Annotated in this window: 13 protein-coding genes; 8 read left to right on the forward strand and 5 right to left on the reverse strand. The window is 58.7% G+C overall.

Translation table 11 applies throughout. The features are described from left to right. Positions 1–106: 106 nt before the first annotated feature. From ACOZ42_RS01570 to ACOZ42_RS01585, 4 genes are all read right to left on the reverse strand, one after another. Positions 107–1,615, reverse strand: coding sequence for an amidohydrolase family protein (locus ACOZ42_RS01570; protein WP_426345463.1), 1,509 nt, complete (start codon positions 1,613–1,615; stop codon positions 107–109). Between the two features lie 2 nt (positions 1,616–1,617). Then, the gene (locus ACOZ42_RS01575) at positions 1,618–2,436 is read right to left on the reverse strand and encodes an ABC transporter permease (protein WP_003804367.1); all 819 of its coding nucleotides are present in this window, start codon (positions 2,434–2,436) and stop codon (positions 1,618–1,620) included. Then, positions 2,436–3,197: an ABC transporter ATP-binding protein gene (locus tag ACOZ42_RS01580; RefSeq protein WP_003804366.1), complete on the reverse strand. Its 762-nt coding sequence runs from the start codon at positions 3,195–3,197 to the stop codon at positions 2,436–2,438. The genes ACOZ42_RS01575 and ACOZ42_RS01580 overlap by 1 nt, the downstream gene beginning before the upstream one ends. Before the next feature lie 65 nt (positions 3,198–3,262). Next, positions 3,263–4,276: an ABC transporter substrate-binding protein gene (locus tag ACOZ42_RS01585; RefSeq protein WP_003804365.1), complete on the reverse strand. Its 1,014-nt coding sequence runs from the start codon at positions 4,274–4,276 to the stop codon at positions 3,263–3,265. 150 nt (positions 4,277–4,426) lie between these two features. Here ACOZ42_RS01585 and ACOZ42_RS01590 point away from each other — a divergent pair, with 150 nt between their 5' ends. From ACOZ42_RS01590 to ACOZ42_RS01615, 6 genes are all read left to right on the forward strand, one after another. Continuing rightward, the gene (locus tag ACOZ42_RS01590) at positions 4,427–5,335 is read left to right on the forward strand and encodes a LysR substrate-binding domain-containing protein (protein ID WP_003804363.1); all 909 of its coding nucleotides are present in this window, start codon (positions 4,427–4,429) and stop codon (positions 5,333–5,335) included. 260 nt (positions 5,336–5,595) lie between these two features. Beyond that, entirely contained in the window at positions 5,596–6,570 is a 975-nt protein-coding gene (locus ACOZ42_RS01595; protein WP_426345464.1) for a substrate-binding periplasmic protein, read from the forward strand. 85 nt (positions 6,571–6,655) lie between these two features. After that, positions 6,656–7,387 carry an amino acid ABC transporter ATP-binding protein gene (locus tag ACOZ42_RS01600; RefSeq protein ID WP_003804360.1) on the forward strand — a complete coding sequence of 244 codons (732 nt, stop codon included), beginning with the start codon at positions 6,656–6,658 and terminating at the stop codon, positions 7,385–7,387. An 8-nt stretch (positions 7,388–7,395) separates the two neighbouring features. Beyond that, entirely contained in the window at positions 7,396–8,067 is a 672-nt protein-coding gene (locus ACOZ42_RS01605; RefSeq protein WP_426345465.1) for an amino acid ABC transporter permease, read from the forward strand. Positions 8,068–8,079: 12 nt separating this feature from the next. Continuing rightward, complete coding sequence (locus ACOZ42_RS01610) at positions 8,080–8,748, forward strand: amino acid ABC transporter permease (protein ID WP_003804356.1); 669 nt, start codon at positions 8,080–8,082, stop codon at positions 8,746–8,748. A gap of 14 nt (positions 8,749–8,762) precedes the next feature. Beyond that, complete coding sequence (locus tag ACOZ42_RS01615; RefSeq protein ID WP_426345466.1) at positions 8,763–9,668, forward strand: dihydrodipicolinate synthase family protein; 906 nt, start codon at positions 8,763–8,765, stop codon at positions 9,666–9,668. On the opposite strand, the gene ACOZ42_RS01620 is transcribed toward ACOZ42_RS01615, so the two are convergent. After that, entirely contained in the window at positions 9,646–9,873 is a 228-nt protein-coding gene (locus ACOZ42_RS01620) for a hypothetical protein (RefSeq protein ID WP_426345467.1), read from the reverse strand. The genes ACOZ42_RS01615 and ACOZ42_RS01620 overlap by 23 nt on opposite strands. Positions 9,874–10,524: 651 nt before the next feature. Between ACOZ42_RS01620 and ACOZ42_RS01625 the strand changes: the two genes are divergently transcribed. Both ACOZ42_RS01625 and ACOZ42_RS01630 read left to right on the forward strand, forming a co-directional pair. Beyond that, the gene (locus ACOZ42_RS01625; protein WP_003804353.1) at positions 10,525–11,082 is read left to right on the forward strand and encodes a methylated-DNA--[protein]-cysteine S-methyltransferase; all 558 of its coding nucleotides are present in this window, start codon (positions 10,525–10,527) and stop codon (positions 11,080–11,082) included. Between the two features lie 125 nt (positions 11,083–11,207). Further along, positions 11,208–12,698, forward strand: coding sequence for an aldehyde dehydrogenase family protein (locus ACOZ42_RS01630; RefSeq protein WP_003804351.1), 1,491 nt, complete (start codon positions 11,208–11,210; stop codon positions 12,696–12,698). Positions 12,699–12,796: the final 98 nt, after the last annotated feature.

The raw sequence follows: 12,796 nt of genomic DNA on the forward strand, positions 1-12,796 counted from the left end.
TGGCTCGGACCCGCCTAGCTCGCGTGTCCGCAATCGTGTTCGTTTCCATGATTGAAGCAAATCCATTCATGAATGTCGTATGCCTATTTATCTGTAAAACATAACGTCATGTTAAGTCTTGGCTGGGGTGTGCCCAGCGCTGCACGTGATAGCGGTCATGGCCCAGGCACAGGCAGAAAGAACCTACGGCCTTGGCCAGTTTTTCCGTGATGTGGCGCTTGTCGTAGGTATTGCGTGTGATGCGTTCCTGGGCCTGCTCCACTTGCTGCCGCAGGCGCGGCATATTCACTTGTGTTAACTGTCGGTCGCGCACGGCAAACCGGCCGTCGACCATTACGTGGCGCAGGGCCAGACCGTCTTCCAGATGCACGAGCTGATTGACCGTGTTGTTATGCGGAATCCAGTTGATATGGGCCAGATCCAGAAACACGATATCGGCCTTGCGACCCGGCTCCAGACGTCCTAGTTGCTCGCCCATGCCCAGGCAGCGGGCGCTGCCTTCGGTGGCCGCGTACAGCGCTTGTTCGGTGGTAATCCAGCGTTCGGTATTGGGGCCACGCACCTTGGATGAGAAGGAGGCCAGGCGCATGGCTTCGTACATGTTCTGGTTATCGCCACTGTTTGAGCCGTCCGTGCCCAGACCCACGGTAATACCGCGCTCCAGCATGGCATTCACATCGGCAATCCCATTGCCCAGACGCATATTGCTGCCGGGGTTGTGGGCCACCATGGCTCCGCGCACCGCCAGAATGTCCAGGTCGCGCTCGTCCAGCCAGATGGCGTGCGCCAGGGTGAAACGGGGCGAGATCAGGCCCAGCTTGTCCAGGTGTTGAACAATGGTGCTGCCATAACGTTTCATGCCGGTCAGGGCTTGCACATAGGACTCGCCAACGTGGCTGTGCAGGCCGATATCGCGCTCCGCGCTGATTTCACCACAGCTTTGCAGGAACTCGTCCGAACACAACATGGGAATGGTCGGGGCCAGGGCCACGCGAATGCGGTCGGCGTTGCGCTGCTGGTCCAGAAAGTCCGTCAGCCCCGATAGCGTGACCCGGAATGATTGCGGTGTCAGTTGGGCCACAAACTTCTGCAAGTCCTGGGGCAGGGCTTCGATCAGGCCGGGCACGGACTGGTAAAAGGACAGGTCGGCCATCATGGGCGCGACCGTGGCCCGCATGCCGGCATCCACATAGGCCTGGGCCACGGCATTCATGCCTTCGGCAGTGGGTACAGGCACCTCGGAGTACAGGTCGTAGCTGGCGGTACAGCCCTTGAGCAGCATTTCGGCCGCATTGAGCTGCGTGCTCAGGTATTTGTCTTCCAGATGGCGGTCGCCATTGATCCAGGGGCCAGCCGTCAATAACAGTTCCAGTGACCAGCGATCTCCCATGGCCTTGGCATAAGTGCCATGGCCGTGGGTGTGGGCGTTGATCAAGCCGGGATGCAGCAATTGGTCGTCCGCTTGCACCACCGTGGCATCGACGGGGACGGGCAAGCCGGGCGGGCCCATGGCTTCGATCTCGCCATTCTTGATCAGGATGTCCAAAGGCTCGGCCTTGGCCTGGGCGTGGGACAGCACCAGGCCACCACGGATGACGGTATAAGGGGAGGTCATGATCAGCTCCGATTGTCTTTGATCGCCCACGGGAACAGGATGCGTTCGGCGGCGGAAATCACCTGGAAGAACACAATGCCCAGGACCGACAGGATGGCCATGGCACCGAAGGCAACCGGCGTCTTGAAAAAGGCGGTGGAGGTCGTGATCAGGTAACCCAGACCTTGGTCGGCCGCCACAAACTCGCCCACCACGGCGCCCACCACGGACAAGGTAATGGCCACTTTCAGGCCCGAGAAAATAAAGGGCACGGCAAAGGGCAGGCGAATGCGGAAAAACTCCTGCAGGCGGGTGGCGCGGCACGCACGCACCAGCTCAATCAGCTCGGGTGGCGCTGCGAGCAGGCCTGCCGTCATGGAGATCACCAGCGGGAAGAAGGCGACCAGAAACGTCACCACCACACGGGGTAACTCGGTGGGGCCGAAGATAATGACCAGGATCGGAGCCAGAGCCACCTTGGGGATGGATTGGGTCAGGATCAATAAGGGATAGATGGCCTGCTCAAAAAAACGTGAATAGGTAATCAGCACGGCCAGCGGGAAGCTCACCGCAATGGACAGCAAAAAGCCCAGCATGATGGTGCGCGTCGAGACCAGCGTATGCATCAGCATGGCTTCTTTCATCTGCATGGAGTCGGCCCAGATGCGCGAGGGGGCGGGCACCAGGTACTCAGGGATGTCAAACAGGCGGCTGGCCAGCTCCCACAAAATGACCACGGCAATCAGGGTGATGGCCGGGACGGTAATTTCATTGAAATCGCGCAGGCGTAGCCGTCGTTTATAGACGGGCGTGACGCCCAGGGTTTGAGCTTGCTCACTCATCACGCCACCTCGTGTTGGAAAATAAGTTCACGCACGGCAGCGGCACAGCGCGTAAATTCCGGTGTGCCCACCAGGGAAAAGTCACGTTCACGCGGCAGGCTCACGTCCAGAATCTCGGTAATCTGGCCGGGGCGTGGCGACATGACCACGATGCGATGCCCCAGCATGACGGCCTCGGAAATCGAGTGCGTCACAAACACGATGGTTTTGGGGTCTTCGTACCAAAGGCGCAGCAACTCCAGCGTCATGGTCTCGCGGGTCAGCGCGTCCAGAGCGCCAAAAGGCTCGTCCATCAGCACCACTTTCGGGTTGTGAACCAGTGCGCGGCAAATGGCGACGCGTTGCTGCATGCCACCAGACAACTGTTTGGGATGATGGTGCAGGAAATTGCCCAGACCTGCGGTGGTCAACAGGCGCGTGGCGCGGCTGCGGGCCTGATCGTCCAGGCAACCCATGATGCTGGACGGCAAGAGGGTGTTGTCCAGAATATTGGCCCAGGGCACCAGGGTCGGGGCCTGGAACACAATGCCGGTGTCCTGGCGGGGGTGGGCAACGATTTCATCATCAATACTGACGGTGCCGCTTGAGGGCATCAGCAAGCCGGCAATCAGGCGCAGCAGGGTGGATTTCCCGCAGCCCGACGCGCCGACGATGGCAATGATTTCGTTGTCCTGGATGTCCAGATTGATGTGTTTCAGTGCCTGAGTCTCGCGCTCGGTATGACGACCGTAGATCAGGTTCACGTCTTGAATGCGTATCACAATGCGCTCCTAGGGCGCGCGCCGGCCCGCCGGGGCCAGCCAGCGCTCGCGAAAATCAGCGTGGCTCAGGGCTTGGCCGTGCCGTTGGCCTTGACGATGAACTGGGTGTCGTAGGCTTGGTGATAGTCCCAGGCAGGGTCCAGGCTTTGTGCCTCCGCCACCGCTTCATAGGTGTTTTTCATGCGACCCTCTTCCAGGCTGCCGACACCGTGCTCCTTGCTGAAATCGGTGTAGATGTAGCCCAGCACGGCGTTCAGATTGCCCATGCAGTCATCCCGGTCAATTTCAGGATTGGCTTTGACGTGGGCCTGACAAGCCGTGTCCGGGTCCTTGCGGGCGGCGTCCCAGGCCTCGATGGTGGCGTTCAGAAAGTTCTGCACCATCTGTGGGCGTTCGGCCAGCGTCTTGTCAGTGGTGAAAACGGACAGGGCGTAGATGTTGAAACCCTGGTCGCTAAAGGGCAGCACCACGATCTCCTTGCCAAAACGCTTGGCCTGTTTGTTCTGGTAGTAGTAGTTGGTGGCCAGGAAAGGGGCGGCGTCCACTTTGCCGTTAATCAGCAGTGGCGCCATGGAAGAACCGTCGACGGTGACCCACTGAATCTTGTCGGGATCGGTATTGGCTTTGCGCGCCACCATGGGGAAGTACAGCTTGTGGCTGTTGCCGGGCGAGACGGCAATTTTTTTGCCCTCCAGGCCGGAGAAGTTGGTGATGCCCGAGTCCTTGAGCACAAACAGGGAATGGGCCGAGTGCGAGAAGGTGGACGCAATGGCCTTGATGGGAGTCTGGCTGTTCTGGCGCGAGGTCAGAATGGCGGAAATGTCGGCCAGACCAATATCGGCGGCACCACCGGCTACCTTCAGCACGGTGTCGCCCGAACCTGTGCCGCGGGTGATCTTCAGGTCTATGCCGTGTTTCTCGTAAATCCCGTTGGCAATGCCCGAGTAATACGGGGCATAGTCGCCGGTGGGAATGAAGTCCAGCATCAGATGAACGTTGTCAGCGGCGTGGGCGGTGGGCGCAGCAGCGGCCAGTCCCACGCCCAGCACCGCCAGGGTGCGAGCAAGCAGGGTTTGCATGGTTTTGTCTCCGTGTCGTAGTAATGAGGCCGCTCTGTAAGCCCGGTGCGATCAAGGCGCGCCGGGATGGCAGCTTGAAAAAATTGAAACATAGGCCACTTAAAATGTCTTATGCTTATTTGTGCTCGAAACATAAGGCTACGTTAAGGGATGTTGCTCAATCTTCGTCAAATCGAGGTTTTTCGCGCCATCATGCTGACCGGCTCGATCAGCAAGGCAGCGCAACTGCTGAACGTGTCGCAGCCGGCCATCAGCCGCCTCCTGTCCTATACCGAATCACGCATTGGTCTGGTGCTGTTTGAGCGCATCAAAGGGCGGCTGTATCCCACGCCCGAAGCGCGTCGGCTCTATCAGGAAGTGGAGCAAGTCCATAACAGTGTGCAGCGGGTCAACGAGGTGGCGACCGACTTGATCGAAAAGCGTCATGGCAGCTTGCACATTGCCGTCAGTCCCAGTTTGGGACAGACCTTGATTCCCATGGCGGTGACGCGTTTTCGCCAGGCCTTTCCGGATGTGAAGGTCTATGTGCGTACCCTGATTTCCAGCGACCTGGTACAGGCTTTGGTCACGCAACAGGCCGAAGTGGGCGTGGCGATTGTGCCCCTGACCCATCCCAGCCTGCACGCCCAATCCATTTACGAAAACCATCTGGTGGCTGTGCTGCCAGCCAGCCATCCGCTGGCTGACAAGCAGGAGCTGGACGCCCGTGACCTGGAAGGTCTGGACCTGATTGGCTATGGCAATGACACCCCTTATGGCCAGATGGTGCAGCAGTTGTTCGGCAACCGTCCCGGCATACCGCAGCTGGCGGTAGAAGTGCGTCTGACTCATATTGCCTGTGCCATGGTGCAGGCCGGCGCGGGAATTGCGATTGTGGACGAACTGGCCGTGGCCGGTCGCGTCTGGCCGGATGTGGTGGTACGACCGATCAATCCGCGCACCACCATGCCCTTGCACATGCTGCATTCCAATGTGGTGCCGGTCTCGCAACTGGCACACGATTTCATGGAAATGGTGGTCTCGACGGCTTCCCGGGGCATGCGGGCGGGTTGGGCCTGAGTGGCTCGTTCATTACTCAAGCCCTAATCCTGCACGGCGTCGCTGGCGCGTCGCCCCCTTTCTCATAGAGAAGTCTTGTTCCGGTTGCGCTATTGGCGCCTGCCGAACTTTGCCTGCAAACGCCATGTTATGCAGGCGGCAGCCTTATTGGCTTAATGCAATGTTATGAAGAGTTAATAAAAAAGCATATGACATCAAGGTTTTGCCAACCCTAGAATGAACGCACTACAAACAGAAAATAATGGCAAGGAGACAACAATATGCAAGGTGTAAACACCATTGCCGCGTGGGTCGCGGCTATTTCTCGCACACGTACTCCCTCTCAAGGGGGACATGCCCGTTTGGGACATGCCCGTCTGGGACGTGCCCGTCTGGGCAGGAAAGCGGGTGTGATGCTGGCGGCTGTCGCTGCAAGTTTGGCCTTGAGCCTGCCTGCACAGGCGGACAATCCCAATCAGGGCAAGAAGTTCAAAGTGGCCGCGGATGTGGGCCTGGTGCCGTTTTTCATGCGCGGCGCCGATGGCAAGCTGGATGGTTTTTCCAACGATCTGACCCAGGAAGTAGCCCAGCGCATGGGCTATGACGGTGCCGAGGTCATCGACACGCCGTTTTCCGCCATTTTTGCGGGCCTGTTTTCCAGTCGCTACGACATGGTGGCGGCGCCCACCAACACCACACGGGAACGGGCCGAGCAAATGCTGTTTGCCGAGCCGTATATGGCAGGCGGTCTGAGCTTTCTGGCTAAAAAAGGCGCAACGGTCAATACGCTGGATGATCTGAAAGGCAAGACGATTGCTGTCAATAATGGCAGTTTCTCGGATCGCTGGTTGCAGGATAACCAGGATAAATACGGCTACAAGATCCAGCGTTTCAACAAGAATACCGATGCGGTGCAGGCGGTGGCTATTGGCCGCGCGTTTGCCAATATGTCCGAAACGCCATTGGCCCGTTACATTGCCACGCAAACCCCTGCTCTGGCACCGGTGTACGACATGACGACCGAAGCCAACTATGCCTTTGCGTTTCGCAAGGACGATACGGCTTTGCGCAATCGTGTCGACGAAGTGCTGGAATGCATGAAGCAGGATGGATCGCTGTCCAAGCTGCACATGAAATGGTTTGGCACTGAACCCAATGCCGGCACCGCCATGACGGTGATCTTCCCCGGCTATGGCGTGCCTGATTATCCCGGCTACGAGCCCACCGGGCACACCCCCGACTGCTCCCGTCCTTAAGGCGCTTTTGCGCTGATTTTCCAGCTATACGGCCCTGCTGGGCCGGTTCCCGCCTGCCCGGATGGCAGGCGGTCAAGGAGCGACCATGAGTGAGATTGTCCGCATCCAGGGCTTGCGCAAATCCTTTGGGCAGGCCGAAATTCTTAAAGGCATAGACCTGAGCGTCAACACCGGCGAAGTTCTTGTGATGATTGGCGGGTCGGGCTCGGGAAAAAGTACCTGCCTGCGTTGCATCAACCGTCTGGAGACCCCCACCAGCGGCACGATTATGGTGGCAGGCAATGAAGTGACCTGCCCTCGCACCGATCTGAATCAGGTGCGCCAAAACATAGGCATGGTGTTTCAGGGCATCCATCTGTACCCGCATATGACGGCGCTGGGCAATGTGATGCTGGCGTTGCGCAAGGTGAAAAAAGTACCCAAGCCACAGGCCGAGGAACTGGCCCGTCATCACCTGGAGCAGGTCGGTCTGGCCCAGCGCATGGAGCACTATCCCAGCCAGTTGTCCGGCGGTCAGCAGCAACGTGTGGGCATTGCCCGTGCGCTGGCGCTGGAGCCCAAAGTCATGCTGTTTGATGAACCTACTTCGGGCCTGGACCCTGAACTGGTGGGGGAAGTGCTGAACGTGATGAAACGTACCCGTGATGCAGGCATGACCATGGTGATTGTGACCCACGAAATGCAGTTTGCCCGCGAGGTGGGGGACCGCATTGTATTCATGGACCAGGGTGTGATTCTGGATCAAGGCAGTCCCGAGGACATTTTGGGCCAGCCGCGTCACAAGCGCATTCAGGATTTTCTGAGCCGCATGCACTGAGGCCCGCCATGGAGCAGATTCTTTATTACTTCTTTAACTGGACGCTGATCAGCCCCTACCTGCCTGAGATATTGCAGGGCTTTTGGGTGACGCTGCAAATGGCCGTCATGACCGTGGTTCTGGGCACGGCCCTGGGTCTGGCACTGGCGGTGCTGCGCTGTTATGGCTGGCGTCCAGTCAATATCCTGATGACGCTGTATGTGGACGTATTCCGTGCGATTCCACAACTGGTCATTATTGTGTTGGTCTTTTTTGCTTTGCCGTCTGTGGGGATTGTGATCGATCCTATGCCAGCCACGGTGCTGGCCTTGAGTCTGGTGCTGTCCGCCTTTGCGGAAGAGATCTTTTGGTCCGGTATTGCAGCGGTGCCGACCGGGCAATGGGAAGCGGGGCGCTCGACAGGCATTGGTTTCAGCCAGACGCTGTTTGCCATCATCTTGCCGCAGGCCGTGCGGCTGGCGATTCCCCCACTGACCAATCGTGCCATCGGGATTACCAAAGGCACCACGCTGGGCTCGGTCATCGCTGTGCCTGAATTGCTTAACGTCTCCAGCAACATTCAGTCCACCATTGCCAACCCCACCGCCTTTACGGCCGGGGCCTTTTTGTTCTGCCTGATTTTCTTCCCCTTCGTGTATCTCACGCGGGTGCTGGAACGGCGCTATGCGATCAAATCGTAGGAGGGATGCGCGATGGAATTGATCGATACCTTCCTCAATCCGACGATTCTCGCCGCCAGCTGGCCCTTGTTGCTGCAGGGCTTGTGGCTGACCGTCAAGCTCTCGGTCATTATCGTGCCGCTGGCTGCCTTGCTGGGTCTGGTGATTGCCGCTGTGCACTATCAGCAGCATCGCTGGCTGAATCGGCTGATTTTGCTGTACGTGGACTTTTTCCGGGCCTTTCCGCCTTTGGTGCTGCTGATCTTCATTTATTACGGCCTGCCGTTCCTGGGCCTGCCTCTGAATGAGTTCTCTGCCACGGTGCTGGCCCTGGTTCTGAACAGTAGTGGCTATTTTGCAGAGATTTTCCGGGCGGGCCTGGAGTCGGTGTCACCGGGGCAAAATGAGGCGGCTCGCTCGACGGGACTGAATGCCCGCCAGGCCATGGCCTATGTGGTAGTGCCGCAAGGTGTGCGGAATGTGATCCCTGATCTGGCCAGCAATACGCTGGAAGCTATCAAACAGACCTCGATTGCCTCGGCCGTGGCCTTGCCCGAGCTGTTGCGCTCGGCCCAGATCATGCAGGGTGAGACCTACAGCCAGACACCGCTGGTCGCGGCCGCGCTGATTTACTTCATTCTTCTCTGGCCTTTGGTACGCATGATTTCGCGTATGCAAAAGCCGTTTGTCATTCCACGTTGAGCCTGAGTGTCATTATGAAAAATAAAGGTGTCTTTTCCATTTGCCCGACCCCTTTCAAACCGGGTGGCGAGCTGGATTTGCAAAGCCTGGTCAGTCTGGTGAATTTTCAGCTGGAGGCCGGTATACACGGACTGGCGATTCTGGGGGTGATGGGCGAGTTGCATAAGCTCAGCACGTTCGAGCGTCGGCGTGTTATTGAAACGGTGGTGGCCGGCGTGCGTGGCGCAGTGCCGGTCTGGGTGGGGGTGCGGGCCATGGGAACGGCAGCCGCGGTGGAGCAGGCTCGCAGTGCCGAGGACCTGGGAGCAGATGCCATCTTTGTCGCACCCCTGGCCGGGGCGGACGACGAGATGCAGGTGTCTTTTTATCGCCAGATCGTGCAGGCCATTCGTATTCCCGTCGTCATTCACGACTTTCCGGAATTGTTTGCAGCCCGTATCAGCCCGGCTTTGGCGGTGCGGCTGAAAGAGGAGGCGGGAGTATCCATTCTGAACTCCGAAGATCCCCCTGTCGGCCAGAAAATCACCGCCGTGCGGGGTTTGTCAGGGGATACCTTGCCCATTTTGAGTGGCTTGGGCGGCATGCATTTTCTGGAGGAATTGCAGCGGGGTGCCGATGGTGTCGTGACAGGTTTCTCCTTTCCGGAAATCCTGCTCAAAGTCTATGCGCTGTATCGGCAAGGCGAGCAGCAAGAGGCCGCGCGTGTGTTCGACCGTTATTGCTCGCTGATCCGTTACGAGTTTCAACCGCTAGTGGCACTGGCGCTGCGCAAATATTCCTACATGCGCCGTGGCATCATCGCCTGCGACGCCACCCGCGATCCAGCCACGGCGCTGGATCACCTCAGCCGTGACGAGTTCGAGGCTGTGGTACGCCGTGTGGGCCTGGACTTGACCGTCACGGGTGTGCAAACCGTTTAAACCTTGCTGCACTTGTTGTCATTGCCGGATAAACATCGAGAATCCCCTCGCTGTTTATCCGTTTTTTATTTTTTGCTTGCGTCACTTCTTCTTCTTCTTCTTCTTCTTCTTCTTCTTCTTCGTTTTGGGCCCTGGTAGAGCGGAGCTGCGTCCGAAGCAGGAGGCTGGTGAGATAAGGAAACAAGGAGCGCAAAAGTGGCTGCATGTTTAGAGAGTGTCTCGTGAAAACGCCGGTCTGGGCCGGAGGGCCGTCCTCCGGGCTTGGCTCCTTGTCGGTGCTACGCACCGGTACCCTGGTCAGGCGAGCTATTCGAGCGCGTCCTGAACTCGCGAAAGTGCCTTGTCCCCCGGACAAGGCACAAGCATTGCGCTCAAACAACAGGACGCTTGAACCCCGAATAGCCAGCCTGCCTGCGGCAAGAAGCCTGAATCGCCCGGAGGACGGCCCCCCGGGCCAGACCGGCTCACAATGACTATTAATACAAGCCCTGCCTGCTTCTAGGGCCTGGCCGTAGGTGGTTCTTTCGGCTTATGTAGCGGCGTTAGGGGCTTGAGGGTGTCGAGGTTTGCGTGTTGATCGTCACTCCCATCCGTTAGCGGTGGGTGTGGGCAGACACAAAAGTACAAGCCAACTCCTAACTATTGAGTGCCTGACGCTTTGTGGGAGCATGCGCCTTGCTTGGAGTATCCCGCTCAACAAACTGTCGTGCGTAATCTGGAGTTTGTCATTTGTCATTTGTCATTTGTCGATTCTCTTTGACGCTAAAGCCCAAGCTGCCTGGGTGTTGTCCGCGTTTTTGAAGAGGCTCGAGTCGCGCAGTATGATCAAGCATTCTGCCTTTGGACCGGAATTGCCATGTTTGCCTATGTCGGGCTGCGTACGGCCTGCTTTGACACGCCTTTAGGGACGATGCGTCTGTTGGTCGATGCTCAAGGTGCTTTGCTGCGTCTGGACTTCGAGCAAGAGACCGTGCATGGCCTGACCGCCGAGCAACGGGCCGGTCTGGTGCCTGCACCGGAGCTGGCCTTGCCGGTACAGGCACAACTGGATGATTATTTCGCCGGTCGTCGGCAGCAGTTTGATCTGCCCTTTCGCCTGCAAGGCACCGAGTTCCAGCAACAGGTCTGGCAGGCTTTGCTGACCATCCCCTACGGCCAGACCTGGACCTATGGTCAGATGGCCGATCATCTGGGCCGCCCCAAGGCCGTGCGCGCGGTCGGTCAGGCCTGTGGCCTCAATCCCATCAGCATCATCGTGCCCTGCCACCGCGTGCAGGGAGCCAATGGCATGTTGACCGGCTTTAGTTCCGGCTTGCATCGCAAAGCCAGCTTGCTGCACTTCGAACGCCGCGTCCATGTGAGCGGCGTGGGCGACATTCAAGCCAGCCTGCCCGCCCAGCTCGATTTGTTCTAACGCAGGTCGGGGTGCACTCCGTACCCAAATCAACAAGCCCTCGTGCACAGAATCACAAGTCTGGGCTTGGCCTCGTCCCTATACTGGATTCGTGAAGAATCAACTATTCCGTGTGGAGACAGACTATGGGGCAGGACGTACAAGCCGAGCGTAACGCGATTCGCGAACACATGATTATTGACGGCAAACCCGTCACTGAATCTCAAGGACCCACGATACCCGTCTACGATCCCGCCACGGGACACGTGATTGCGCATCAGCCCGAGGCTGGTGTTCAAGGCGTAGACAGGGCCGTGCGGGCCGCCCGCCAGGCTTTGGAGCAGGGTGAATGGAGCAAGATGCTGCCTGCCCAGCGTGAGCGCCTGTTGCTGCGTCTGGCTGATCTGGTCGAAGCTCATGCCGACGAACTGGCTCGTCTGGAAACCTTGAACAATGGCAAGCTGCTGTTCTTCTCCTACGGTCTGGAAGTGGGTGCCAGCGCACAATGGCTGCGTTACATGGCCGGCTGGGCCACCAAGATCAGTGGTGAGCTACTGTCGCCTTCCATCGCTTTTCCACCCGGTATCAATTACCACGCGTATACCCGTCAGGAGCCGGTAGGGGTGGTGGGGGCGATTGTGCCCTGGAACTTCCCGCTCTTGATGGCAGTGTGGAAAATCGCCCCGGCCATGGCCGCTGGCTGCACCGTGGTTCTCAAGCCCGCTGAGGAAACCCCGCTCACGGCCATCCGTCTGGCCGAACTGGCTCTGGAGGCCGGTTTTCCCGCTGGGGTGATCAACGTCATCACGGGTCGTGGCGAGAGCACGGGCGCGGCACTGACAGCACACCCCGACGTGAACAAGATTTCCTTTACTGGTTCCACGGAGGTGGGCAAGTTGATCGGCCATCAGGCCGTCAATGACATGAAGCGCATGTCTTTGGAGCTGGGCGGCAAGTCACCTGTGGTCATCATGGACGATTGTGATGTGGACATGGCCATTCAAGGGGCGGCCAATGCCATTTTCTTTAACCAGGGGCAGGTGTGTACCGCCGGTTCGCGTCTGTTTGTACAAAAAGGCATTTATGAGCGCGTGGTGCAGGGCGTAGCCGATCTGGCGTCCTCCATGACGCTGGGTTCGGGTTTTGAGCAGTCCACCCAGATTGCGCCGCTGATCTCGGCGCGCCATCAGCAGCGCGTGCAGAACTACATCGACGTGGGTCGTCAGCAAGGGGGACGCATGTTGGCGGGCGAGGGCGCGCGTCCTGAGCAAGGCTATTTTGTACGCCCCACGGTGTTTGCCGATGTGGCCCCCGATGCCCGCATCATGCGTGAAGAGATTTTTGGGCCGGTGGTGGTCGCCACGGCGTTTGATTCGGAGGCGCAGGCATTGGCACTGGCCAACGATACGGACTTTGGCCTGGGCGCCAGCGTCTGGAGCCAGGATCTGGCCCGCGTTCAGCGTTTGACTGCGGGCATCAAGGCCGGAACCGTGTGGGTCAACACGCATAACATGCTGGACCCCAGCATGCCCTTTGGGGGCTACAAGCAATCGGGCCTGGGTCGGGAGCACGGGCGTGCGGCCGTAGAGGCTTACCTGGAGACCAAATCGGTCTGCATGGCCTACCCGGCCGCCTAGCGAAAAGCCGAGCAAGGCCTGGAGGTCGGCATGACAAGGCCTTGAGCGGATTCAGTACACGGGCGCGAACACAATAACGATACCGTTCGCGCCTTCTT

This window comes from Alcaligenes sp. HNGD-HTN06 (genome assembly GCF_049932565.1).
Classification (GTDB): Bacteria; Pseudomonadota; Gammaproteobacteria; order Burkholderiales; family Burkholderiaceae_B; genus Alcaligenes; species Alcaligenes ammonioxydans.